General features: G+C 68.1%; 23 protein-coding genes and 1 pseudogene. 9 read left to right on the forward strand and 15 right to left on the reverse strand.

Annotated features, from left to right (window positions below; genetic code table 11):
- Positions 1 to 7: 7 nt before the first annotated feature.
- Positions 8 to 847 (forward strand): UTP--glucose-1-phosphate uridylyltransferase GalU, encoded by an 840-nt coding sequence (gene galU, locus A6745_RS11475; RefSeq protein WP_066126985.1) that lies wholly within the window; start codon positions 8 to 10, stop codon positions 845 to 847.
- A 4-nt stretch (positions 848 to 851) separates the two neighbouring features.
- Here the strand turns inward: galU and A6745_RS11480 are convergent, their stop codons facing one another.
- From A6745_RS11480 to A6745_RS11510, 7 genes are all read right to left on the reverse strand, one after another.
- Positions 852 to 1,718 carry a cytochrome c oxidase assembly protein gene (locus A6745_RS11480; RefSeq protein ID WP_066126988.1) on the reverse strand — a complete coding sequence of 289 codons (867 nt, stop codon included), beginning with the start codon at positions 1,716 to 1,718 and terminating at the stop codon, positions 852 to 854.
- Between the two features lie 98 nt (positions 1,719 to 1,816).
- Entirely contained in the window at positions 1,817 to 2,941 is a 1,125-nt protein-coding gene (locus A6745_RS11485; protein ID WP_156513362.1) for a porin, read from the reverse strand.
- A complete protein-coding gene (gene mgtA, locus A6745_RS11490; protein ID WP_066126996.1) occupies positions 2,938 to 5,682 on the reverse strand; it encodes a magnesium-translocating P-type ATPase in 2,745 nt (914 codons plus the stop codon). The genes A6745_RS11485 and mgtA overlap by 4 nt, the downstream gene beginning before the upstream one ends.
- 379 nt (positions 5,683 to 6,061) lie before the next feature.
- The gene (locus A6745_RS11495) at positions 6,062 to 6,418 is read right to left on the reverse strand and encodes a hypothetical protein (protein ID WP_066127001.1); all 357 of its coding nucleotides are present in this window, start codon (positions 6,416 to 6,418) and stop codon (positions 6,062 to 6,064) included.
- Between the two features lie 398 nt (positions 6,419 to 6,816).
- Positions 6,817 to 7,824 (reverse strand): sodium:calcium antiporter, encoded by a 1,008-nt coding sequence (locus tag A6745_RS11500; RefSeq protein ID WP_066128734.1) that lies wholly within the window; start codon positions 7,822 to 7,824, stop codon positions 6,817 to 6,819.
- Positions 7,825 to 8,134: 310 nt separating this feature from the next.
- Positions 8,135 to 9,037 carry a LysR family transcriptional regulator gene (locus tag A6745_RS11505; protein ID WP_066127004.1) on the reverse strand — a complete coding sequence of 301 codons (903 nt, stop codon included), beginning with the start codon at positions 9,035 to 9,037 and terminating at the stop codon, positions 8,135 to 8,137.
- A 2-nt stretch (positions 9,038 to 9,039) separates the two neighbouring features.
- Positions 9,040 to 9,966: a DMT family transporter gene (locus A6745_RS11510; protein ID WP_066127007.1), complete on the reverse strand. Its 927-nt coding sequence runs from the start codon at positions 9,964 to 9,966 to the stop codon at positions 9,040 to 9,042.
- Between the two features lie 410 nt (positions 9,967 to 10,376).
- Here A6745_RS11510 and A6745_RS11515 point away from each other — a divergent pair, with 410 nt between their 5' ends.
- The gene (locus A6745_RS11515) at positions 10,377 to 11,717 is read left to right on the forward strand and encodes an aminopeptidase P N-terminal domain-containing protein (protein WP_066127010.1); all 1,341 of its coding nucleotides are present in this window, start codon (positions 10,377 to 10,379) and stop codon (positions 11,715 to 11,717) included.
- Between the two features lie 81 nt (positions 11,718 to 11,798).
- On the opposite strand, the gene A6745_RS11520 is transcribed toward A6745_RS11515, so the two are convergent.
- Positions 11,799 to 12,260, reverse strand: coding sequence for a TM2 domain-containing protein (locus A6745_RS11520; protein ID WP_066127013.1), 462 nt, complete (start codon positions 12,258 to 12,260; stop codon positions 11,799 to 11,801).
- 143 nt (positions 12,261 to 12,403) lie between these two features.
- On the opposite strand from A6745_RS11520, the gene A6745_RS11525 reads away from it, so the two are divergent.
- The 5 genes from A6745_RS11525 to ruvC all read left to right on the forward strand — a co-directional run bounded on the left by A6745_RS11525 (position 12,404) and on the right by ruvC (position 17,159).
- Positions 12,404 to 13,561: a UbiH/UbiF/VisC/COQ6 family ubiquinone biosynthesis hydroxylase gene (locus A6745_RS11525; protein WP_066127016.1), complete on the forward strand. Its 1,158-nt coding sequence runs from the start codon at positions 12,404 to 12,406 to the stop codon at positions 13,559 to 13,561.
- 115 nt (positions 13,562 to 13,676) lie between these two features.
- Entirely contained in the window at positions 13,677 to 14,705 is a 1,029-nt protein-coding gene (gene dusB, locus A6745_RS11530) for a tRNA dihydrouridine synthase DusB (RefSeq protein WP_066127019.1), read from the forward strand.
- 52 nt (positions 14,706 to 14,757) lie between these two features.
- Positions 14,758 to 14,997 (forward strand): helix-turn-helix domain-containing protein, encoded by a 240-nt coding sequence (locus tag A6745_RS11535; protein WP_066127022.1) that lies wholly within the window; start codon positions 14,758 to 14,760, stop codon positions 14,995 to 14,997.
- Between the two features lie 16 nt (positions 14,998 to 15,013).
- Positions 15,014 to 16,603 (forward strand): bifunctional phosphoribosylaminoimidazolecarboxamide formyltransferase/IMP cyclohydrolase, encoded by a 1,590-nt coding sequence (gene purH / locus A6745_RS11540; RefSeq protein WP_066127025.1) that lies wholly within the window; start codon positions 15,014 to 15,016, stop codon positions 16,601 to 16,603.
- A 4-nt stretch (positions 16,604 to 16,607) separates the two neighbouring features.
- Positions 16,608 to 17,159 (forward strand): crossover junction endodeoxyribonuclease RuvC, encoded by a 552-nt coding sequence (gene ruvC, locus A6745_RS11545; RefSeq protein WP_066127028.1) that lies wholly within the window; start codon positions 16,608 to 16,610, stop codon positions 17,157 to 17,159.
- Positions 17,160 to 17,181: 22 nt separating this feature from the next.
- Here the strand turns inward: ruvC and A6745_RS11550 are convergent, their stop codons facing one another.
- From A6745_RS11550 to A6745_RS11560, 3 genes and pseudogenes are all read right to left on the reverse strand, one after another.
- Complete coding sequence (locus A6745_RS11550; RefSeq protein WP_066127031.1) at positions 17,182 to 18,219, reverse strand: RpnC/YadD family protein; 1,038 nt, start codon at positions 18,217 to 18,219, stop codon at positions 17,182 to 17,184.
- A 147-nt stretch (positions 18,220 to 18,366) separates the two neighbouring features.
- Positions 18,367 to 18,918: pseudogene (locus tag A6745_RS11555) on the reverse strand (inorganic phosphate transporter); the annotation flags it as partial.
- A gap of 216 nt (positions 18,919 to 19,134) precedes the next feature.
- Positions 19,135 to 19,818 (reverse strand): STN domain-containing protein, encoded by a 684-nt coding sequence (locus A6745_RS11560; RefSeq protein ID WP_197488140.1) that lies wholly within the window; start codon positions 19,816 to 19,818, stop codon positions 19,135 to 19,137.
- A gap of 183 nt (positions 19,819 to 20,001) precedes the next feature.
- Here A6745_RS11560 and ruvA point away from each other — a divergent pair, with 183 nt between their 5' ends.
- Entirely contained in the window at positions 20,002 to 20,574 is a 573-nt protein-coding gene (gene ruvA, locus A6745_RS11565) for a Holliday junction branch migration protein RuvA (RefSeq protein ID WP_066127040.1), read from the forward strand.
- A 124-nt stretch (positions 20,575 to 20,698) separates the two neighbouring features.
- Here ruvA and A6745_RS11570 read toward each other — a convergent pair whose 3' ends face one another.
- From A6745_RS11570 to A6745_RS11585, 4 genes are all read right to left on the reverse strand, one after another.
- Entirely contained in the window at positions 20,699 to 21,640 is a 942-nt protein-coding gene (locus A6745_RS11570; protein WP_066127043.1) for a complex I NDUFA9 subunit family protein, read from the reverse strand.
- Between the two features lie 91 nt (positions 21,641 to 21,731).
- Positions 21,732 to 22,334 carry a Fic/DOC family protein gene (locus A6745_RS11575; RefSeq protein ID WP_066127047.1) on the reverse strand — a complete coding sequence of 201 codons (603 nt, stop codon included), beginning with the start codon at positions 22,332 to 22,334 and terminating at the stop codon, positions 21,732 to 21,734.
- Entirely contained in the window at positions 22,331 to 22,564 is a 234-nt protein-coding gene (locus A6745_RS11580; RefSeq protein WP_231885977.1) for an antitoxin VbhA family protein, read from the reverse strand. The genes A6745_RS11575 and A6745_RS11580 overlap by 4 nt, the downstream gene beginning before the upstream one ends.
- A 72-nt stretch (positions 22,565 to 22,636) precedes the next feature.
- On the reverse strand, positions 22,637 to 23,605 hold the full coding sequence (locus A6745_RS11585) for a threo-3-hydroxy-L-aspartate ammonia-lyase (protein ID WP_066127048.1): 969 nt from the start codon (positions 23,603 to 23,605) through the stop codon (positions 22,637 to 22,639).
- 247 nt (positions 23,606 to 23,852) lie between these two features.
- On the opposite strand from A6745_RS11585, the gene ruvB reads away from it, so the two are divergent.
- Positions 23,853 to 24,926 (forward strand): Holliday junction branch migration DNA helicase RuvB, encoded by a 1,074-nt coding sequence (gene ruvB, locus A6745_RS11590; RefSeq protein ID WP_066128738.1) that lies wholly within the window; start codon positions 23,853 to 23,855, stop codon positions 24,924 to 24,926.
- Position 24,927 lies beyond the last annotated feature (1 nt).

Here is a 24,927-nt window from a genome sequence, read left to right on the forward strand (position 1 = left end):
AACCTCGATGCAACGAATCCGCAAAGCCGTTTTCCCCGTCGCCGGGATGGGTACGCGCTTCCTGCCCGCCACCAAGGCCATGCCGAAAGAAATGCTGCCGGTCGTGGATAAACCGCTGATCCAATATGCGGTTGAAGAAGCGGTCGCCGCCGGCATCACCGACCTCATCTTCGTGACGGGCCGCAACAAGCGCGCCATCGAGGACCATTTCGACTCCAATCCCGAACTGGAAACGGACCTGGAAGGCAAGAACAAGCAGGCGCTGCTGGCTATCGTGCGCGAGGTGCTGCCCGCGCACGTCAATTGCATCTACATCCGCCAGCGTTACCCGCTGGGCCTGGGCCACGCCGTGCTGACCGCCGCGCCAGCCGTGGGCAACGAACCCTTTGCCGTGCTGCTGGCCGACGACCTGATCGATGCCGACCAGCCCGTGATCGGCCAACTGGTCGACACGGCCGTGGCGCGCAACGCCAGCGTGCTGGGCGTGCAGGAAGTGCCCCACGAAGACACCAACAAGTATGGCATCGTCGCCAGCCAGACCATCGACGCCCGCACCGAGCGCGTCACCCACATGGTCGAGAAGCCCAAGCCTGAAGACGCGCCCTCGAACCTGGCCGTGGTCGGCCGCTACGTGCTCGAAGCCGAGATCTTCGACTACCTGCGCAACACCAAGTCGGGCGCCGGCAACGAGATCCAGCTGACCGACGGCATCGCCGCGCTGATGCGCGACCGGCCCGTCTACGCCTACCGCTACGAAGGCACGCGCTACGACTGCGGCAACAAGGAAGGCATGTTCCAGGCCACCGTGGCCTACGGCCGCAAGTATCACGGCCTGATCCCGGAATAAGTCCTCAAGTGGCGGGGCGCCGCGCCTGCGGCGCGCGCCCCGCCCTCGCCTGCCGGTCGGCGCGGCGCAGACGGCCCTTGCCCGACAGGCGCATCAAGGTGCCCAGGGCCACCAACAGGCCGACCACCTCCACCAATGCCGCCGGAATCCACATCGTCAGGCCACCGATCATCTGGTCGGTCTGCGCCGACATGGCCACGGCGCGTCCGCACAGTTCGAACAGCGGATAGATATCGGTCTCCGTGAAGGCGATGACGGCGCCCGCCACCATCTGCGGCGCCATCGTCAGCACGGGCGACAGCACGCGCCCGCCCGGGCTCATGGCCGCGGGCGGACTGGGCCGGCGGTCCAGGATCAGGTTCCAGTACAGGAAGCCGCTGATGACCACGGACCAGTTCATCAGCCGGTACAGGCGCCAATCGAGCATGCTGTAGAACTGCACCGACGGGATCAGCCACACCAGAACCAGGAAGACGAACAGGGCCGGCACGAGGATGCGGTGCGTCAGCACCCCTTGCAGCGCGCGCCCGGCGCCGGTGCGCAGGAAATCGCGCAGCCGCAGCCGCCAGGCCATGGGCAGGCCGGCCCGCATCGCGGACCCCGGAAAGGCGGCCATCACCAGCAGCGGGCCCAGGTGATGCAGCACCAGATGCTGGGCGCGATGGATGAAGAACATGCGCTCGGCGTAGTAATCCAGCCGGGTATGCAGGGACAGGTACAGCAGCGCCAGGCCGGCCCAGAAGAACACCTGCCGCGCCACGGTGACGCGATGCGCGCGCTGGCCGCGCACGAACAGCACGATGGCCGCGGCGAAGGCGGCGATCAGGGTGGGCGAGAATTCCCAGGGAACGAGCCAGCCGAGCAGATCCATGATCAGGGGGGACCTAGGGCCTGTTGACACTGAAGGCGCGCAGGCATCGCGCGGATGTCATGCGATTGTAGTGGAGCGCGGGTCGCGGCGATCAGGCATCAGAACCGCTGGGTGATCCCCATTCCCACGCGCGCGGTGCGCCCCGCCCCCTGGACGACGGGCTCGTCCAGCGTGCCGCCGGACAGGCGGGCGGCATACGCGTACAGGCTGGTGCGTGGCGACATGTCGAACCGGTATCCCAGCGAAGCCAGGCGGGCGGTTTTCGCGCGCGAGCCATCCTGCCAACGCCAATCCGGCGCCGCCATGGACCACTGCAGCAGGAGCGCGCCCGAGGCGCCCACGCCGATCTCGGCGCCCAGCAGCCAGGTATCGATGCCGCCGCCGCGCAGGAAAGCCGCCGGCCCCAGGCCGTCCAGCCCGCCCGCATTCTGGCTGGCGTAGCCATTGCGCAGGCGCGACCAGGCCATCGACAGGCGCAGGCCTTCCATCTTGTACGACAGGCCCGCCTGCCAGGCGCTGGGCGTACGATCGCCCAGCACATCGGCCGCCTGGCCCGCGTAATGCAGGCGATCCCAGCCCAGCACCGCCAGCCAGGTATCGGTTTCGTACTTCAGCCCGGCGCTCAGCGCGTGGCCGCGGCCACCGGAGGCTGCATCCGGCGCCACGCCGTCCGTCCGGCTCGTATCGAAGGCGTAGCCGACTCCTGCCTGCCAGCCCTCCACGACGGCCGTATGCAGGTTGACCAGATTATCCCGGCGGTAGTTGTCCGCCGCCCTGAACAGCGCCCCCATGCCCATGTCGCGCCAGGAGCCCACCTCCAGCGCGCTGGCATATTCCATCGAGAGGGTCTGCTGGCGGCCAAGGCGCAGCGACCCCACGCCGGGATGGGACAGGCCGGTCCAGGCGCCGTAGTCGAACAGGCGGCCGTCTTCATCCGCGTGGCCCGTCGCGGCGTCGAAGCCGCTTTCAAGACCGAACTCGGCGCTCCAGCCGTCATCCAGCGCCTCGCTGCCGCGCAGGCCCCACAGGCTGTCGGACAGGCCGCCGGACAGCGGCCGGACCGACGAGCCGGCGCCACTGACACGCGTGGCGGACAGGCCGGCATCGACCACGCCGTACAGGGCCAGGCCGGGATCGGCGGCACAGGCCGCGCCGGCCCACATGAGAACCGGCGCGGTGCGCACCGCGGCCCGGCAGGTGTAGCGCATCAAAGACTTCGTCATTGCCAACCATAACGGCGCACCCAAGCGCTCTTGACCACCTGCACCAGGCAGACGTATCCCATGAGAATCAGCGCCAGCCAGGGGAAGTACCCCAGTGGCAGCGCCCGCATGTCGAATGCCGGGGCCAGCGGCGACATCGGCAAGGCCACGCCCAACGCCATCACCAGCACCGTCGATACCAGCAGCGGCAGGCTGGCCCGGCTTTGCAGGAACGGAATGCGCCGCGTGCGGATCAGGTGCACCACCAGCGTCTGCGACAGCAGCCCTTCGACGAACCAGCCCGACTGGAACAGCGACTGGGCTTGCGGCACGTCGGCGTGGAATACATACCACATCAACGCGAAGGTGGCGACGTCGAACACCGAGCTCAGCGGACCGAAACACACCATGAAGCGGCCCAGCCCCGCCGGATCCCATTGCTGCGGGCTGCGCAGCGACTCGGGGTCGGCACGGTCGAACGGGATGGCGATCTGCGAAAAGTCGTACATCAGGTTCTGGATCAGCAACTGGGCCGGCAACATGGGCAGGAACGGCAGGAACGCGCTGGCGATCAATACCGAGAAGACATTGCCGAAGTTCGAGCTTGCCGTCATCTTCAGGTACTTGAGCATGTTGCAGAAGATGCGGCGGCCTTCCAGCACGCCGTCATGCAGCACCATCAGGCTCTTTTCCAGCAAGATGATGTCGGCGGCTTCCTTGGAAATGTCCACCGCCGAATCCACCGAGATGCCCACGTCCGCGGCACGCAGCGCGGGCGCGTCGTTGATGCCGTCACCCATGAAGCCCACCGTGGCGCCCTGCTGGCGCAACGCGCGCACGATGCGCTCTTTGTGCGCGGGCGTCAAGCGCGCGAACAGCGTGCCTTTCCGCACCGCCACGCCCAGCTCGGCGTCATTCATCGCATCCAGGTCGGCGCCAATGAACGCCTGCCCCGCTTCCAGCCCGACTTCGCGGCACACCTTGCGCGCCACGCGGTCCATGTCGCCCGTCAGCACCTTGATGGCCACGCCCGCGTCCATCAGCGCGCGCAGCGCGGGCGCGGCGGATTCCTTCGGCGGGTCCAGGAAGGCGATGTAGCCGATCAGGGTCAGGCCGGCCTCGTCCCCGAGGGCATACGGGCCGTGGTCCGCAGGCAGGTCGCGCACCGCCACGGCGATCACGCGCAGGCCCTCGGCATTCATGTCGCCGGTCTCGCGCCGGATCTGGTCGCGGCGGGCCTCATCGAGCGGCTGGTCGCCCCCCGGCCCGCGCACCGAACCGCACGCGGCCAGCATCTCTTCCACCGCGCCCTTGCAGATCAGCACATGGCCGCCATCGGCCGCATCGCGCGCGCTGACCACCACCGACATGCGGCGGCGCGCGAAGTCGAACGGAATCTCGTCGATTTTCACGTAGTTCGCCGCTGGATTCAGGCTGCGGCCCAGCTCGGCGTGCTCCAGCACCGCCACGTCCAGCAGGTTCTTCAGGCCGGTCTGGTAATGGCTGTTCAGGTATGCGTAGCTCAGCACCTCGTCGCTGGCCGCGCCGTCCACGTCGATGTGGCGTTCGAGCACGATGCGGTCCTGCGTCAGCGTGCCGGTCTTGTCGGTGCACAGCACGGTCATGGCGCCCAGGTTCTGGATGGCGTCCAGGCGCTTGACCACGACCTTGCGACGCGACATCGCCAGCGCGCCCTTGGCCAGCGTGGAGGTGACGATCATCGGCAGCATTTCGGGCGTCAGGCCCACGGCCACCGCCAGCGCGAACAGCAGCGCCTGCAGCCAGTCGTGCTTGGTCAGGCCGTTGATCAGGAACACCACCGGCACCATCACCAGCATGAAACGGATCAGCACCCAGCTGACGCGGTTGATGCCTTGCTGGAACCGGGTCGGCGCGCGCGAGACGGCCGACACGCTGCCGGCCAGCTGGCCGAAGCAGCTGCGCGCGCCGGTGCCCGTCACCAGCGCCAGGCCGGCGCCGCTGACCACGTTGGTGCCCATGAAGACGATGTTTTCCAGCTCCAGGGGATTGCCCAGGCCGGGCGTCGCCTGCACGAACTTTTCCACGGGCAACGCTTCACCCGTCAGCGCGGCCTGCGCCACGAACAGATCCTTGGCCGCCACCACGCGGCAATCGGCCGGCACCATGTCGCCGGCCGACAGGGCCACGACGTCGCCGGGCACCAGCTCGCGCAGCGGCACCTCGACCTTGCGGCCCGAACCGGGACGCAGCACGGTGGCCGTGTTCTGCACCATGGCGCGCAGCGACTCGGCGGCGGCATGCGAACGGCGCTCCTGTACGAAGCGCAGCAAGGTGGCCACGATCACCATGCCGGTGATCACGATGACCGACGACCAGTCCCGGTCGGCCGGTTCGGCCAGCTTCACGTCGGTGACCCAGGACACGGCCGCCAGCAGCGTCAGCAGCAGGTTGAAGGGATTGCGGTAGGCCAGCCAGAGATGGGTGTACCAGGCCAGCGGACGTTCCTGATCGACTTCGTTCGGGCCGAACTCGTCACGCAGCAGGGCCGCGCGTTCGACGGGCAGGCCCTGGGGCGTGGAATCGAGGCGGGCGTACAGCGCATCCAGGGGTTCGAAGGCGACATCCTGCAGCCGGCGGCCCGCGCGGCGCACCGCGCAGGCGGTGGCGGCAGGATCGGAACCGGGGCCGATGGGCTCCAGGATGGGCGTGCGCCGGAAATGGCGGCCGATATGGCGGACCCGGGCCGCCGACGAGAACAGGGACTTGAGCAAGTGCAGCATCGGAGCACTCCAATTTCTTGGTGGTGGAGTCAGTCCGGGCGAGCGGGTCCGCACAGGCCGCTACCGCCTGCCACTTGTTGGCGTGCAGTATGGGCGTGCAAGGTCACGACGCGACCGGCGTTCTGTGAACGGCGATGCGCCGGGCGTATTGGAGCGTGTGGCGGCGGGGTTGGGGTGGCCGGGAAATCCGGCGCACCGTCAGCGGCGGGCGCTGCACATTCCGTACGGCGGGACGCGCTGGTCCCGATCCGCGGGGAATGTGGAAAAGCGGATCAGGGCAGGCGTCGGGCCGCGCACGGCCGGCGCAATCGAGGCTCGGAATCTATGGCGCCTGGCATGGCGGCCTCCCTGGTGGATGTGAAAGGTCTGACCGCGCGGGTTACGCAGCGGCCGCCAGGGTGGCGGATGCTGCCGCGCTCGTGCCGAAGTGCACGTGGCGAACGGCCGGGTTGGCGCTCAGGCGCTTGGCCTGGGACATCAATTCGGCGCGCAGTTCGGGCGGACAGTCGACGGTGATGCAGGCTTGCGCCATGCCGGCTTGCGCCGTGGCGGCATCGACCTGGAACTGCGACACGCTGAGGCCAGCGGCCGAGAAATCCAGGCAGATCTGCTTGCGCAGCGAGTCGAGCGCATCGCGGGGGCAAACCACCGTCAGGCGTGACGTACCACGGCGGCGGCCGCCTGCCTCGGTACGCTCGACGCCGGCACGGCGCAGGAACAAGTCAAAGAAACGCATGCTGACCTCCTATGCTGCAAGGACGGAGCATCTTTGCCGCGAACGAACGCGCGCAGGCGCATGGCGTACCGGTTGCGGCTGGAAAAGACGCAAACAGACGCACCGCGCTGCGGCAACGCAACGGTTCTGGCGGTATGTGTAGCGGGGGGAATGTCCGGTAGCGGCGAAAAGCTGGCTAACCGGGAGATGTCCGCATCCTGCGCTGGCAGGACGCGGCAGAGGGATTCTGCGTGTGACCTGTCAGGCAGCGACGTCGATGCAAGATCGACTACTACTGTCGCCGGAATCGGTATTCACGGAAAGAACCCCTTGGGAATGATAACTTCGAGATCTTACCCGGGTTTGCCCTGATAAACAAGACTCGTAGCTTGATCGCCACAATTCCCGGGCAAGGGTTCTCAGCCGTAGAAATGCCAGATCAGATAGCCCGCGAACAGCACGTACAGCCCACCGACCGACGCCAGCGCCGTCACCGTCATGGCGCCGCGACGCAGGCGCATCCACAGCAGCGCGATGGACGCCAGCGTGAACAGCCCGGCGGCCCGCAGCGGCGCATCCAGCAGCCACGGCGTCATGAAAATGGCCATGGCGCTGGGAATAGTCGCCTGGATCATCATCGCGCCCGAGATGTTGGCCAGCGCCAGCCGCTCCTTGCCCTGCCGCACCCAGATCAGCGCGTTCAGGATCTCGGGCAGCTCGGTCGCCACCGGCGCCAACAGCAACGCGGCCAAGTGCGCGGAGATGCCCATGGCCACGCCCAGCGTCTCGATCTGCTGCACGAACACGCGCGACGCGGCGGCGATGACCACCAGCGCCAGCACGGTCTGCGTACAGGCCCAGAACATCGACGGGTCCGTATCGCGGGGGCGCAGCTTCAGCGGCTCCAGGCCGTCCTCTTCGATGCCGCCGTCATCGTGCGACAGCTCGCGCTTCACATACAGCGCATACACCGCCAGGAACAGGATGCCCAGCCACGGCTTCCAGGCAAAGGCCAGCAGGCCCAGCGCCACCTTGAGAACGAAGATGCCCATGAACCAACTCTGGTCGCGGGCCAGCCGGCCCTGGTCGGCCTTGATGGGAATGGATACGCCGACGTGCGCGGCGCGGCGATTGCGCCACAGCGCCAGGCCCACCACGGCATAGGCCACGGTGGCCAGCACCAGCGGGCCACCCATGGCGGCGCCGACGCCGATGTCTTTCTGCTCGGGGGTGTTGCCGAAGACCACGGCCATGAAGGTCACGGCGCTTTCGGGCAAGGCGGTGCCGAAGGCGGCCAGGACGGTGCCGGTGGCCGTGGCGCCCAATGCCATGCGGTGGCCGACCCACTCGACGCCGTTGACGAAGTATTCACAGGCCAGATAGATGATGGCCGCGGACAGCAGGAAGAGAGACAAATTGAGCAACATGACGCGCAGCCGGACGAGCGAACACAATGGCGCAACGCGCGGCTCGCCCGGCTGGGGTGAACGCGACGTGGCCAAAGGTCTCGCCTGGCTGGCCGGGAACCGGTATGAAAGCGGTGCCCGGCAGCTGCCGGCGCCATGGGGTGCAAGACCACCAAGTTTGTTGACGCGGGCTTTCGCAAAGGCTGCGAAATGGCTACTCCCCGATGGGGTGCGCGGATTTTAGCAGCACCCACCCCCCCGCTGTCGAGGCCCTTTGCATGATGTGCGGCGCTGCGGCACGGGTTCAGCGGGCTCAGCGGGCTCAGCGGGTTCAGCGCACGGACGGTGTTTCCGAGGCGATCCGCCTGGCGTGCTCGATGAAATAGGCCAGTTCCGGGCCGGGAACGGCACTGCGCCGGACGATGTAGGTGTGCAACACGGGCGCGGCGGCCTCCAGCGGACGGGCCGCCACGGCATACTTCCTGTTGCCCTGGAGGTGCGAGGCGGCCATGATCGCCACGCACTTTCCCGCGCTGACCTGGGCCAGCATGAACTCCGCGGTCGCCACGCGGCCCGCGACGAACGGCCGATGCGGCGTGCGCATCAGCACCTGCTCGACCTGGGCGGAAAACCCGGCGCACCAATCGGGATCGCCCAGCACCAGGGGATAGCTCTTCAACCTGTCCAGCGGGACAGCCGCATATTCGAGCAGGGGATGGTCGAGCGGCAACGCGGCGACCAGCGGCTCGCTGAGCACGGGCTCCGTCGTCAATGCGCCATCCGAGCCTGGCATGTGAGAGAACCCGGCATCGTAGAGCCCTTCGCGCAGCCCCGCCAGAAGCTGGGCTTCGGACACCTCGAACAGGCGGATCTCGATGCCTGGGAACGCCTCGTGGCATCGGTTGAGCAGCCTCGGGAACCGCGTCGACGTGCCGAAGTCCGCCTGGGCCACGCGCAACAGGCCGCGATAACCCTGCTTCCAGGATCTGACGGCATCCTGGCTTTGCTCCAGGGCGGCGAAGACCCGCGGCACGTGCGCCAGGAACACCTTGCCGGCGGACGTCAATTGGATGCTGCGCGTGCTCCTGGCGAACAGCCCCACGTCCAGCTCGCGCTCCAGCTCTTTGATGGTGCGGGAAAGCGCCGACTGATCGATGTGCAGCCGCTCGGCCGCCCGCGAGAAATGGAGTGTTTCCGCGACGACGAGAAAACAACGCAGGTGGCGCAGTTCCAAGGCTATTTCCTGGCCTCTCGATTGAATCCGGCGGGGGCGTGTGCACGGCCCGGCGGCCGGCGGGCGGGTGTGGAATGCTTCAGGATCAGCGCCACGGACAGCACGATCATGCCGCCGCCCGCCAGGATGGCGGGCGTCAGGGCTTCGCCCAGGAAAAGAATACCCCAGGCGATTCCGAACAACGGCGTCAGGAATGCCACCATCATCGCCCGGGCAGGGCCGACGTCGCGCAACAGCCGGAAGTACAGCAGGAATCCCAGGGCGCTGCAGAGCAGTCCCAGGCCGAGCAGGTTCAAGGCGGCGGCGCCACCGAGGGTGCCGGCGGGCGGCGCCAGGACCCACAGCGGCGCCAGCACGGCCGCGGCCAGCAACTGGCCGCATCCCGCCGAGCCCAGGGGATCCACATGGCTGGCGAAACGCCTGATGTAGACGCCTGCGCCGGCATAGGACGCCGCCGCCAGCAGGCATGCCAGGACACCGCACAGGAACTTTGCATCCGCCATGGCCGGCGGACCGGCGCCCGTGATGACCGCCACCCCCGCCAGGCCCAGCCCCAGTCCGACGACCTTGCCGCGCGTGAACGGCTGCCCCAGCCACCACGCGGCGAACACCGTGCCGAACAGCGGCGTGGTGGCATTGATGACAGCCGAATAGGCCGCCGGCAGGTACTGCGCGGCATAGGCGAACAGCAGGAACGGCAACCCGATGTTGAACACGCCGATCACGCCGTAGTGCCGCCAGTGCCTGCGCCAGGCTGGCCGGAAGCCGATGAACAGGAAATACAGCGACAGCGCGACGGCGCCGATGGCCACGCGCAGGTCGGCCGTTGCCACGGGGCCGAGCACCGGAGCGAGCACCCGCATGAAGACGAACGAGGCGCCCCAGACCGCGCTGAGCGCGAGCAGGCGGAACCAGTCGGCGCTGTTCATCCGCGCCCTCCGGTCAACCCGCCTTCCAGCCGGGCCTGGACATCGCGTCCTGCGGGACGATGCATGGCATCACGCTCCAATACCGGGCAAGGCACCCGCCACGCCATGCTATGGGATCGCATCGCTCGATTAAGGCCGTTCGGGCCTGGGACGTGGCCGGAATTGCATGGACGGGGTCAGGCGGCTGCGGTGCCTGGCCTCGTGGGCAATGGAGGATGGCGGCCGGGCCTGCTTTCCCGTGTTCCCGTGTTCCCGTTCGCCCGTTCGCCCGTTCGCCCGTTCGCCCGTTCGCCCGTTCGCCCGTTCGCCCGTTCGCCCGTTCGCCGGGACGGCGCGACGCATTTGCCACACCAGCCGCGTCATGCTTCGCGGTAAAGTCGCCGAATCTCCACCTCGACGCCGACGCCGCCATGTCCCTTCCGCCCAACGACATCACACCGTTCCAGCAGCGCCGCGCCCGCCTGCTGGCGCGGATGCGCGCACAGGGCGGTGGCATCGCCGTGCTGCCCACGGCACCGGCCGCCATGCGCAACCGCGACGCCGAGCATCCCTATCGTCATGACAGCGACTTCTATTATCTGAGCGGCTTCATCGAGCCCGAGGCCTGGCTGGTCCTGATCGCGGGCGCGGATGACCGTTCTCTGCTGTTCTGCCGGCCCCGCCATCCCGAGCAAGAAATCTGGGAAGGCCTGCGCTGGGGCCCCGAGGCGGCGGCCGAACGTTTCGGCTTCGACGACGCGCACAGCATCGAGACGCTGGACCAGGTGCTGCCCGACCTGCTGCTGGACCAGCCCGCGCTGTATGCGCCGATGGGGCTGGACGACACGCGCGGCAAGCAAATGCGAGGCTGGCTGGCGGCTGCCCGGGGCCGGGCACGCGCAGGCCGCCGCGCGCCCGAGCAATGGCGCGACCTGGGCGTTGCGCTGGCCGAGATGCGGCTGATCAAGGATCCCGACGAGATCGCCGCCATGCGCCGCGCGGCGCGCATCTCCGCGGGCGCCCACGCACGGGCCATGCGCGCGGCCCGCCCAGGCATGCACGAGTACGAGCTGGAAGCCGAGCTGTTATATGAATTCCGCCGCCATGGCGCCCAGGCGCCCGCCTACGGCAGCATCGTGGCCGCCGGCGCCAACGCCTGCGTGCTGCACTATCCCGCCGGCGACGCGGTGATGAAGGATGGCGACCTGGTGCTGATCGACGCGGGCTGCGAGTTCGACAGCTACGCCGCCGACATCACCCGCACGTTTCCCGTGAACGGCCGCTACAGCGGCCCGCAACGCGCCCTGTACGACCTGACGGTGGCCGCGCAGGAAGCGGCGGCGCAGGTCACGCGGCCCGGCAGGTCGTTCAACGACGGCCACCTGGCGGCGCTGCGCGTGCTGGCCCAGGGACTGATCGACGAGAAACTGCTGGAAGGATCGCTGGACGGCGTGCTGGAATCGGGCGCGTACTCGCGCTTCTACATGCATCGCACGGGCCATTGGCTGGGGCTTGACGTGCACGATGCCGGCGATTACCGCGAACCCGGCCCGATCGGCGAGGAGCGGCCCTGGCGCATGCTGCAGCCGGGCATGGTGCTGACGATCGAGCCGGGTCTCTACGTGCGGCCCGCCGATGACGTGCCGGCGCGCTTCTGGGACATCGGCATCCGCACCGAGGACGACGCCCTGGTCACCGACACAGGATGCGAACTGCTCACGCGCGGCGTGCCGGTGGATGCGCGCGAGATCGAGGCGCTGATGCGGGAATGAAGGCGATCGCGGGCCTGGCGGGCGCAGGCTCCAGGGCCGGCACGTCCCCCCCATCGGCCGCCGCTTGCGGCAGCCCGCCCACTACAACACGTAGCCGTCCAGCCAGCCCATCGCGGTCCAGGTGTAGACCACCACCATCGCGATGGCGAACATCGCCACGATGGCGCCCGCCATGCAGCCGAAGATCGCCACCAGCACGGGGCCCCAGCCGGTGTGCGTGACCCGGCCCAGGCCGGGATTGCACAGGCGGTCGAACTTCTCGTCGGGCATCAGGCTGTAGACCACGCCCTCGATGAAGCCCGCGACGGCGGGAATGAACAGCACGAAGAAGACGGGATTGTCGTACCAGGGGGTGAAGAACTGCGCGCCGGCCAGACACAGGCAGCAGAGCAGCGTCACCAGCCAGGCGTGCCGGCGCCCCAGGTACCACCAGTGCACGCCCAGCCAACCCAGGCCGCAGGCCAGCAGGCCCAAGGCAACCTTGCCGCGCGCGCGGCGCGGCGCAGCCACGGAGAACGTCGGCATGGACGGCGTAGGGGTCATCGTCACTGGCTCCACTTGAGGATCGTCGTGGCGGGCGCGGGCCCGCACGCATCGGACTGTCCTGGCCCGTGGCGGCGCTGCCGCCGCATGCTCGCCCGTGTCCGACCTGGGGATTGTAGCCATCGGGCAGTAAAATCGCCCGCATGAATGCTCCCGCCTACGATATCGCGGTGCTCGGCGCCGGCCCCGTCGGGCAGGTGCTGGCGCTGCTGCTGGCGCGCCTGGCGCCAGAACCCGCTCGCATCGCGCTGCTGCAAGGCGACGCCGCCCAGTCGCCTCGCGACCCGGCCGCCGATCCGCGCGTGCTGGCGCTGAACCACGGCAGCCGCGTGCTGCTGGATGCGTTGCGGGCCTGGCCCGCGCGCGCGGCCGACATCCGCCACATCCACGTGTCCCAATGCGGCCGGCTGGGCCGCACCCTGATCGACCACCGCGATTTCGGCGTGCCCGAGCTGGGCAGCACGGTGGGCTACGCCGGACTGCACGCCCGCCTGCAGGAACGCGTGGCGGCCAGCGGCGTCACCGTGCTCAATGGCCCGCCGGCGCGGGTGCTGTCGCAGGATGGCGGCGGCGCGCGCATCGAGCAGGGCCAGAACGTCCTTACCAGTTCCGTGGCCGTGCTGTGCGATGGCGCGGGCGGCCAGGACGTGCGGCGCGACTACGGACAGCATGCCGTGCTGACCAGCGCGCGCGCCACCCTGCCGCGCAACGGCTGGGCCTACGAGCGCTTCACCCGCGAAGGCCCGCTGGCCATGCTGCCGCACCCGCAGGCGGCCGACACGTATTCCGTGGTGTGGTGCTGTACCCCCGGCCGCGCCGCCGAACTGGCGCAACGGGACGACGCGGCGTTCTCCGCCGAACTCGCCCAGGCCTTCGGCACCCGGCTGGGGCGCCTGCACAGCCAGGCGCCGCGCCATGTCTTCCCCCTCGAACTCAAAGCCCGCCAGTCGCAGGCGCAGGGCCGGGTGGCCATCATCGGCAACGCCGCGCAGACGCTGCACCCCGTGGCCGGCCAGGGCTTGAACCTGGGTCTGCGCGATGCCGCGCAACTGGCGCAGGCGCTGGGGGGCTGGCTGGCCTCCCCCCAGGGCGATCCCGCTGCCTTGCTGGCGGACTTCGCCCGGACGCGCCGCGCGGACCGCTGGGTCACGGCCGGCCTGACCGACCTGATGCCGCGCCTGTTCGCCACCGGCCTGGCCCCGGTGGAACACGCCTGCGGCCTGGCGCTGCTGGCGCTGGATGTGACGCCGCCGCTGCGCGCGCCGCTGGCGCGGCACCTGTTGCAAGGCTTGCGCGCCTGATTTGACCGGTCACATGGCCTGCCGTGTCCCACCCCCGCCACGGAATCAACTGGTAACCCGGCATTTGACCGATGTCCTAAATAAGGGCCAAAACAAGCGGGGCTAAAATCCCGCGATGCGTATCGGCCCCTGGACTCTGCACAACAACGTATTGGTCGCCCCCATGGCGGGCGTGACCGACCGTCCCTATCGCCAACTGTGCAAACGGCTGGGCGCGGGCTATGCCGTCTCCGAGATGGCGGCCAGCAACCCGCGCCTGTGGGACAGCGTCAAGACCTCGCGGCGCCTGAACCACGACGGCGAGATCGATCCCGTCTCGGTGCAGATCGCCGGCGCCGATCCCGCCATGATGGCCGAGGCCGCCGCGTTCAACGTCTCGCGCGGCGCGCGCATCATCGACATCAACATGGGGTGCCCGGTCAAGAAGGTCTGCAACCTGGCCAGCGGCTCGGCGCTGCTGCGCCACGAAGACCTGATCGCCCGCATCCTGGATGCCGTGGTGGGCGCCTGCGCGCCCCTGGGCATCCCCGTCACCCTGAAAACCCGCACCGGCTGGGACCGCGCCAGCCGCAACGCCGTGCGCGTGGCCCTCCTGGCGCAGGAAGCCGGCATCGCCGCCCTGACGCTGCATGGCCGCACGCGCGCCGACCTGTACACCGGCGAAGCCGAATACGACACCATCCGTGAAGTCAAGGCCGCCCTGCGGATTCCCGTGGTCGCCAACGGAGATATCGACTCGCCCGAGAAGGCCCGGGCCGTCCTGGATTACACTGGCGCCGATGCGGTGATGGTTGGCCGCGCGGCGCAGGGACGTCCCTGGATCTTCCGCGAGATCGACCATTACCTTCGAACCGGCGCAAAGCTGCCGCCCCCCACGACGGCCGAAATGCGCGACCTTTTGCTGGAACACCTCGACGATCACTACCGCTTCTATGGCGAGCACACGGGCGTTCGCACCGCGCGCAAGCACATAGGCTGGTACCTCGAAGGCCTGCCCGAGGCCGAGGAATTCCGGGGCCGCATGAACCAGATCGACAACACCGCCGACCAGGCGCGCGCGGTGTCGTCATGGTTCGAGGACCTGGTGCGTGCAGAGGCCGCCGCCCGACCCGCGGGCGCAGCACCGATTCCGCTGGCGGCCTGAGCCGACCGCCCGCAACCTCCATTCATACATACAACAAACAATCGATCTGTATATGAGCAAGCAAGATGTTCTCCAAGAATGCGTCCGTGCCAGCCTGGAGCGCTATTTCGAGGACCTGGGCGATTCCGAGCCGCACGACATGTGGGACATGGTGATGCGCTGCGTCGAACGCCCCGTCCTGGAAGTGGCCCTGGAGCGCGCCGGCGGCAATCAGTCGCGTGCCTCGGAGATGCTTGGCATCACCCGCAATACCCTGCGCAAGAAGCTGCTTGCGCACAATATCCAGCTCTGATCCGATCCTTCCGCCCATGAAAATCGAAACCGCCCTGCTTTCGGTCTCCGACAAGACCGGCATCGTCGAATTCGCACGCGCGCTGCACACGCGCGGCGTGCGCCTGCTGTCCACCGGCGGCACCGCCCGCCTGCTGGCCGAGTCCGGCCTGCCCGTGACCGAAGTGGCCGAGCACACCGGCCAGCCCGAGATCCTGGACGGCCGCGTCAAGACGCTGCACCCCAAGATCCACGGTGGCCTGCTGGCGCGCCGCGACAGCGCCGAACACCTCGAGACGCTGGGCAAGCACGGCATCGACCGCATCGACATGCTGGTGGTGAACCTCTACCCCTTCCGCGAGACCATCGCGAAGGCGGGCTGCACGTTCGCCGACGCCGTCGAGAACATCGACATCGGCGGCCCGGCCATGCTGCGCGCCGCGGCCAAGAACCACGGCACCGAGGAAGGCGGTGTCACCGTCGTCATCGACCCGGTGGACTACAGCCGCGTGCTGACCGAGATCGACCAGTCGGGCAAGACCTCTTACGCGCTGCGCCTGGAACTGGCCGGCAAGGTCTACGCGCACACCGCCGCGTACGACGGCGCCATCGCCGCCTACCTGAGCAGCCTGACCGAACCGGCCCCCGCGCAGGATGCCGAGCCCGCCCGCCAGGAATGGCCGCGCGTGCTGACGCTGCAGGTGCGCCAGGAACAGGCGCTGCGCTACGGCGAGAACCCCCATCAAAGCGCCGCCTTCTACGTCGACGCACAGCGTCCGGCCGGCCTCTTGGGCAACTACAGGCAGTTGCAGGGCAAGGAACTGTCCTATAACAACATCGCCGACGCCGATGCCGCCTGGGAGTGCGTGCGCGGCTTCGACACGCCGGCCTGCGTCATCGTCAAGCACGCCAATCCGTGCGGCGTGGCCGTGGCTGACGATCCACTGGCGGCCTACCAGAAGGCCTTCAAGACCGATCCCACGTCGGCCTTCGGCGGCATCATCGCCTTCAATCGCCCGGTGGACGCGGCCACGGCCGAAGCGGTCAGCGGCCAGTTCATGGAAGTGCTGCTGGCGCCCGCCTATGATGGCGCCGCGCTGGCCATCCTGGCTGGCAAGAAGAACGTGCGCGTGCTGCAGGTGCCGATGGGCCCCGGCCAGAACGCGCTGGACGTCAAGCGCGTGGGCGGCGGCTGGCTGGTGCAGACCCCGGACGCCTACGCCGTGCCGCGCGACGCGCTGAAGGTCGTCAGCAAGCGCGCGCCGACCGACGCCGAGATGGACGATCTGGCGTTTGCCTGGAAGGTCGCCAAGTACGTGAAGTCGAACGCCATCGTGTTCTGCGCGGGCGGCATGACGCTGGGCGTGGGTGCCGGCCAGATGAGCCGCATCGACTCGGCCCGCATCGCCTCGATCAAGGCCGAGAATGCCGGCCTGACGCTGCGCGGCTCGGCGGTGGCGTCGGATGCCTTCTTCCCGTTCCGCGACGGCCTGGACGTGGTGGTGGCCGCGGGCGCCACCTGCGTGATCCAGCCCGGCGGCAGCGTGCGCGACGACGAAGTGATCGCCGCGGCCGACGAGCACGGCATCGCCATGGTGCTGACCGGCACCCGGCACTTCCGTCACTGACCGGATGCGCGTCCTCGGTATCGATCCCGGCCTGCGCCGCACCGGTTTCGGTGTGATCGACGCCGAGGGCATGCGTCTGCGTTATGTGGCCAGCGGCACCATCGTGGTTCCGCCGGCCCTGCCGCTGCCCGAGCGGCTGAAAGTCATCCTGGACAACCTGCGCCAGGTGGCCCGCGACACGCAGCCCGACGTGGCCGCGCTGGAGATTGTCTTCCTGAACGCCAATCCGGCATCCACCCTGCTGCTGGGCCAGGCCCGCGGCGCGGCGCTGTGCGCGCTGGCCGACAGCGGCCTGGACGTGCACGAGTACACCGCCTTGCAGATCAAGAAGGCGGTGGTCGGCACGGGGCGTGCGGCCAAGGAACAGGTGCAGATGATGGTGCAGCGGCTGTTGTCGCTGGACGGCACGCCCGCGCCGGACTCGGCCGATGCCCTGGCCTGCGCAATCTGCCATGCGCATGTGGGGCCGCTGCAACAGCGATTGGGAAGTGTGCTGGAGCGCGTTGGAGCGCGGGGCACGCGGCCTGGGGTGCGGAATGGGCGGTTGGTGGGGTGAAGGTTCGCGCACGCAGCGGATGTTAGCCGTTGAACAAGGCCTGCGGCGATTCGGCTGCAAAAATACGGCGCAGCCAGTTGCGCAGTTGAGGGGTCTGCGCTTGTTCGATCTGTTGCGATGCCCAATCGGGAATCGAGCCGAACTTCTGCTCGAGCTGATCGTGCAACGCCGTCGACAAGGCGCGCCTTTCGCCTTCCTTGAGGCCGATCTCTTCGCCTTGTTTGAGACCGATCTCGATACCGCGTTTGGTATAGACCCGTTCAAAGCTGGTGACGTAAGCCATTGAGGACTCCTTCTTGATGTCTTCGACTGCGCGGACGTAGGCGTTCTCCTGCTCGGCAGGCAACGCCAGCATCCAGTCGATCAGTCTGAGCAAGGTACTGGATTGCGCGCTGGGATAGCGCAGTTCGAGCAGAAAGCGGACCAGTCCGAGCTTTGCCGGCATTCTCTGGGGACGACGATGTTGCTGGGCCAGCAGCTGCGCCATCACGATCACGCCGAAAGGATTGCTGCGCGCCAGGGTTCGCAGTTCCGGCCACCGCGCCAGCCAGCTTTCCAGAAAGAGGGATCGATATCGCAATGGCCGCGCGTTCTGAATAGACTGATGTTCGGCCGTCAGACGATCAGGTCCCGCACCGCGCGTAAAAATCACCAATGAGCAGACCGTGACGAACACTTGCGCATCGTCCTGGGCGAGTGCGGGCTGCAGCACATAGCGATCATGGATGCGGTAATCGTACTGCCGCACGCGCAAGGTTGTCCGTCGCAATGCCGCGCAGGAAGGACGCCGGCTTTCGACCTCGACATGCAGCAGCAGCCGCGGATAGCGACTGCACTTCAAGGCCAACCGAACCAGTTTATCCACATGGCGACGGCTGCGGCCTATGCCCGGAACAAGATCCTGGAACTCTTTGTCCAGGAACGTCGGCGGCTGATGCCAGTCGATCCGCGCATGCAACGAAGGCGAGAACATCGCGATGGCTTCGGGGAGAAAGCACTCCAGCGCTTCCTTCCAGGCAGAATCGTAGTCCTCGTGATCGCGCGGGCTGTCGTGGTCCATGAAGCGGCTTACCCGCGGAACAGGAAACCCGCACTCTAGGCGTCATCGCCACGTGCCGCCAGATCGGCATCTACGTAGAGCGATAAATGTCCCTCTGCAACGGAACACCGACATCCTGAACTGCCTCCCGAAGGTCGGAGTCATGTCCAACTGGTTGGCCAGGCCCACGCCGATGATCGAGCCCACCAGCGTGTGCGAGCTGGACGACGGCAGGCCGAAATACCAGGTGCCCAGATTCCACACGATGGCGGCCAAGAGCAGCGCGAACACCATCGCCATGCCCGCGCCCGATCCGACCTGCAGGATAAGCTCGACGGGCAAGAGCGAGATGATGCCGAAGGCCACCGCGCCGCCGGACGTCAGCACGCCCAGGAAGTTGAAGAAGCCCGACCACAGCACGGCGACCTGCGCGGGCATGGAGCGCGTATAGATGACGGTGGCCACGGCGTTGGCCGTGTCATGGAAGCCGTTGACGAACTCGAAGCCCAGCGCGATCAGCAGGGCCAGGCCCAGCAGGATCCAGGGCACGGCCTGCGAGGCGTTCTCCAGGTCCCGGGACAGCGCATAACCCACGTACGTCAGGCCCAGCACCACCACCAGCATGAATACCGAAGTGAACAGTTTGTCGTTGCCGCGCTTGTCCAGCGGATGCGGCGCAGCCCCTGCGGGAGCGGTCTGTTCGTAAGTCGTGTCGGCCATGAACCTCGTCCTCATCGAATGTCGAGTGCGGGATAAGGCAGGCAGAGGCGATGACAGTCGGGTTTCAAGCAGGCATGGGGCAACCATTGCGCCGCAAACCTTACCAACGCTTACCGGCGGCGTTCCGTTGGACATGAATTCCAGCCGCTTGCGCAGTTCGCCATATCGCTGGACCAGGCGATCGCGCAATCCGCCGCGTGGGGTATCCGGCATGCGTCAGTGCTCCGTGCGCAATAGAGAGGGGCAGCGCGTCACGGCGCCAGGACCGTCCGGCACCAGCAGCAGCAGCACGGGTTGCGGCATGGCCGGCGGCGGCGGGGCAAAGCGCAAGGCCCGCAGGGCGGCATCCACGGCCTGGTCCCGGGCCGCTTCGCCGGTCGAATCCAGCAAGCGCAAGCCGGCCACCTGGCCCATGCCATCCAGCCGCATCTGCAGGGCCAACCGATAGCGGCCCGGGCGGGTCTGTTGCTGGCGGCACAAAACCTGCGTCACCTCGGTCTGCAGGCGCGCCACGTAATCGCCATACGACGCCTGCGCCGACGACCGCGCGGCAGACGGTTCGGACGTTCCTTGAGGGGCGTAGACGATCACGGCGTCGCCGCCGATGAAGCGCGCCAGCAGGCCCGTGCCCGACAGCAGCCGCTGCATCGCGACGCTGGCCGTGTACGAACCAGCCACTTCCCGGACCGGCTGATCGCTGTAGCGGTCGTCCAGCATCACCGCGATGCCGGTCGCCCGGCCATAGGCATGCAGGGCGGGGCCCAGCGTACCGGCATCGATGCGGAATGGAATCTGCTCGGGACCCTGCGCCTGCGCCGGCTGCCAACAAGGCGACAAGGCCAGCAGCGAGAGGCATCCCGTCAGCATCCATGCACTGGCTGACGTTTGCGTGCCGGTCATGTGTGTCGAGTGGAGTACGGCCTGGCGTGGAAGGCGCCCGGGCCCGATGAGGAAGTGCGTGCGCCGACATCGTATGAGCGCCTCGTGACTGTTACATGACAGCATGGCGTAAGCATCCCGCGCCGGGGCGATAGAATCCGCCATCGGCCGCCGTTCCGCGCGGCCCCTTTTGCCTGCGAATCCATGATCGGCCGCCTGACCGGAACCCTGCTCGAAAAGACCCCGCCCACCGTCCTGGTGGACGTCAATGGCGTCGGCTACGAAGTCGACGTGCCCATGAGCACGCTGTACGCCCTGCCGGAGAACGGCGCGCGCGTCACGCTGCACACCCACGTGATCGTGCGCGAGGATGCGCACCTGCTGTTCGGCTTCGCCTCGCCCTCCGAACGCGCCGCCTTCCGCCAGTTGATCAAGATCACCGGCGTGGGCGCCCGCATGGCGCTGGCGCTGCTGTCGGGGCTGTCGGTGGCCGAACTGGCCCAGGCGGTCACGCTGCAGGAATCCGGCCGGCTGACGCGCGTGCCCGGCATCGGCAAGAAGACCGCCGAGCGGCTGCTGCTGGAACTGAAGGGCAAGCTGGGCGCGGACATCGGCGCCACGCCGCACGCCGTGCCGGACAGCCAATCCGACATCCTGAACGCGCTGATGGCGCTGGGTTACTCGGACAAGGAATCGGTGCTGGCGATGAAGCAGCTGCCGGAAGGCGTCAGCGTGTCGGACGGCATCCGCCTGGCGCTGAAGGCATTGGTGCGCTGACGAGAAAACCGCACGCGCGAGGCCTGGCCGGCCAACGGGGGGCGCATGCAACGCCGATCGGAACACCTGCGGGCTTCGCCATCATCGCGGCGCACCGCAAGCCGGTATCCCCTGGAACGGCAGGCTACGGCAGCCCCGTCTGCGCCGGCTGCCCGCCGCGCTTCAGGTAGCCCGGCGCCACGGCCTCCAGCGGCGTGGGAATCACGCCGAGGTCGGGCGACATTCCCTGGGGACACACATTGTCCACGGTCAGCGAATCCAGGTTGTCGCGCGACATCAGCGGCGTACCTGGCAGCATTTCGAAGAATCCCGCCTGGATCTTGCCCAGGCCCATGGGGACGTCCACGACCCGCCGCGGATGGCCGCTCCAGATCGCACAGAGCCTGACGACGTCGCCCAGGGTGTGAACCTGCGGACCGCACAGTTCATAGGCCTGGCCCCAGGTCTCGGTGCGGCGCAGCGCATTGGCCATGGCCGACGCCACGTCGCTGACATACACCGGCTGGATGCGCGCCCCCGCGCCCGCCATCGGCAGCACGGGAAACCATCGCGCCAGACGGGCAAAGAGGTTGGTGAAATTATCGTCGGGACCGAACACGACGGATGGACGAAAAATGGTCCATCCGCCCTCCCACCCTTGCAGCTCGGTCTTCACCGCATGCTCGCCATCGCCCTTGGAGCGCGCGTACATGCTCGGACCCTGCGCATCCGCCCCCAGGGCGCTCATGTGCAGCAGGCGCGCCACCCCATTGCGGCGGCAGGCCTGCGCGATACGCCGCGGCAGCTGCACGTGCGAGCGGGAAAAGCCCTCGCCATACGGCTTGCCATGCCCGCCGTGCAACACGCCCACGAGATTGACCACGGCGCCGCACTGGACCATCAGGCGGTCGAGTTCGGCATCGTCGTGCACGTCGGCCTGGATCAGCGTGACCGCGGGCAGCACCTGCAGGTCGCGCCCGTTGGCATAGCGCCGCGTGGGCACCAGCAACTGGTGTCCATCGGCTGACAGCCGCGCCGCGAGGTGGCGGCCGATGAAGCCGGTTCCGCCGATGACTAGGATACGCATGCGTGGTCGCTCCTGGTTCGTGTGGTAGGCCGGGCTGTTCCATCCCGGTTGGATCGGGTTGCCGCAACCGGCGTGCCTGCGCACGCACTGGCTAAGGCTGCGCGGCAGCGCCCAGGCTGGCGCGTATCAACCGCGCCAGCCCACTTGAATCGCCGTTATACGCCTGGATCGACGCGCGCACCATCTCGGCCTGCCCCACCGCGCTCCAGTCGGCACGATGGCCGGCCTGGCGCGCCAGTTGCCCGATGAACTCGCGCTGGGTGCGGCCATTGCCCTCGCGAAAGGGGTGCAGCACGTTGATCTCGCCCAGGTAATGCCCCGCGCGGATGCTGAAACGGTCCACGTCCAGCCCCTGCAGATAATCTTCGCCGGCCAGTTGCTCGAACAACTGCCCCGCCGCGCTTTCGATCATCAGGCGGCGCGCGAACATGGTCTGTCCCTTGGTGATCTCGACATGGCGCACCTGGCCGGCCCAATCGTAGACGTCGCCGAACAGGCGTTCGTGGATCTTCAGCAGATGGGTCAGGTCGAACCGGCCCGCCACGGGGCGCTCGCGCAGTTCGGCGGCCCGTAAAAAAGAAAGGGTGGACTCGACCTTGTCGAGCGCACCCTGGCTTTTGATACCCAGGAGATTGCGCAGCACTTCCGTACCCGGATACAGGTAGGGATCGCCACGGTCTCCGGCGTACTTCATGGCATGTCTAACCGGACCCGCATCTTGAAATCCGCGACGGCGGCGCCGATGGTGATTTCGCCGCGGGCCCATCGTTCGGCATCGGCCACGGCACGGGGATCGGGTTCGAGACCTTCGATACGTTGGCTGGCCAGCGCGCTGCGGATGGCCGCCATGCGTTCGATCTGCTCCTGTTCCGCCACCAGGGAAACGGCTACGGTTTCCGGCGCGGCATCAGCGGTTTTCGGCATTGAGAACATCTTGTTATCTTACCGCAAAACCCCTGATATTTCATATGTTTAAACCCTTCGGGGACAGATGGATCAGGCCGCCACCAGACGGCCGTAATTGGCCAGGTCGACGTTGCCGCCGCTGAGGATGACGCCGACGCGCGCGCCCTCGGGGATCGCCACCCGCTTGTTCAGCACGGCAGCGGCGGCCAGGCAGCCGGTGGGCTCGACGACGATCTTCATGCGCTCGGCGAACATGCGCATGGTCTGGGCCAGTTGCTCGTCGGTCACGGTGAGGATGTCGGTGACGTGCTCGCGGATGATGGGGAAAGTCAGGTCGCCCAGGTGTGTGGTGGCCGCGCCATCGGCCAGGGTCTTGGGCGTGGGGATGCGCACCACTTCGCCCTTGCGCAGCGACTGCTGGCCATCGTTTCCGGCCTCGGGCTCGACGCCATAGACCTTGCACGACGGCGACAGCGCCTTGGCCGACAGCAGCGAGCCCGACAGCAGGCCGCCGCCGCCCAGGCAGACGAACAGGTAGTCCAAGTCGCCCACTTCCTCGAACAATTCCTTGGCGGCCGTGCCCTGGCCGGCGATGACGTCGGGGTGGTCATACGGCGGGATCAGCGAGGCCCCGGTCTTCTCCTGGATGGCGCGGGCCACGGCCTCGCGGTCTTCCTTGTAGCGGTCGTAGGTGACGACGTTGCCGCCGTAGCCCTGCGTGGCGGCCTTCTTGGCGGCCGGCGCGTCCTCGGGCATGACGATGGTGGCCTGGACGCCCTGAAGGCGCGCGCTCAGCGCGATGGCCTGGGCGTGGTTGCCCGACGAGAAGGTGATGACGCCGGCCGCGCGCTGCCCGGGCGAGAGCTGCGAGATGGCGAAGTAACCGCCGCGGAACTTGAACGCACCCATGCGCTGCAGGTTCTCGGCCTTGAAATACAGCCTGGCGCCGGCCAGCGCATCGGCCGTGGCCGAAGTGAGAACCGGAGTGCGGTGCGCAACACCCGCCAGCACTTCGCTGGCGCGGACGACGTCGGAATACGTGGGCAGGGCGGTCGGCATGATGATCCTGGGCGTGTCGGGAAAAGGGCAAAACGGGATGATACGCCTGACGCATGCACGGCTGCGAGGGTGCGCCGCGACCGGTGCCCGGGCATGCACGCCAAGCTGCGCACCCGCCATGCGTCCCCTGCGCGCGCCCGCCTTACCGCGCCTGTACAAGCGCCCGCCCGTGGCCGCCCGTATGCACACGTTCGCAAAAGATGCCGTGGTGTACCATGACCCCGCGCATCCGCCCGCGCTACGAACCATGGCCATCCAGAACGACTCGCTTTCCTCCCTGCCCGACGCGCCCCGACTGGTCGCGCCGCAGCCGACCTCGCCCAACGAGGAATCCATCGAACGCGCCCTGCGCCCGAAAGCGCTGCAAGAGTACGTGGGGCAGGCGCGCGCGCGCGAACAACTGGAAATCTTCATCGCGGCGGCCCGCGGGCGCAACGAATCGCTGGACCACGTGCTGCTGTTCGGCCCGCCCGGCCTGGGCAAGACCACGCTGGCGCACATCATCGCGCACGAAATGGGCGTGCAACTGCGCCAGACCTCCGGCCCCGTGCTGGAGCGCCCTGGCGACCTGGCCGCGCTGCTGACCAACCTGGAACGCAACGACGTCCTGTTCATCGACGAGATCCACCGGCTGTCGCCGGTCGTCGAGGAAATCCTGTATCCCGCCCTGGAAGACTTCCAGATCGACATCCTGATCGGCGAAGGCCCGGCGGCGCGCAGCGTCAAGCTAGACCTGCAGCCGTTCACGCTGGTGGGCGCCACCACGCGCGCGGGCATGCTGACCAATCCGCTGCGCGACCGCTTCGGCATCGTCTCGCGGCTGGAGTTCTACGACGTGGCCGACCTGTCGCGCATCGTCACGCGCAGCGCCGGCCTGCTCAATGCCACCATCACCCCCGAGGGCGCCCAGGAAGTGGCGCGCCGCGCGCGCGGCACGCCGCGTATCGCCAATCGCCTGCTGCGCCGCGTGCGCGACTATGCCGAAGTGAAGGCGGGCGGCGTCATCGACGCCGACGTGGCCGGCCGCGCGCTGTCCATGCTGGAGGTCGATCCGCAGGGCCTGGACCTGATGGACCGCAAGCTGCTGGAAGCCATCGTGCACAAGTTCGACGGCGGCCCGGTGGGCGTGGACAGCCTGGCCGCGGCCATCGGCGAAGAGCGCGACACCATCGAGGACGTGATCGAACCCTACCTGATCCAGCACGGCTACCTGCAGCGCACCTCGCGCGGCCGCATGGCCACGCGGACGACGTGGCAACACCTGGGGCTGGCGGTGCCCGCCGGGCGGCCGGGCGCGGGCAGCGGCGACCTGTTCGAATAAC

This window comes from Bordetella ansorpii (assembly GCF_900078705.1).
GTDB lineage: Bacteria > Pseudomonadota > Gammaproteobacteria > Burkholderiales > Burkholderiaceae_B > Bordetella > Bordetella ansorpii_A.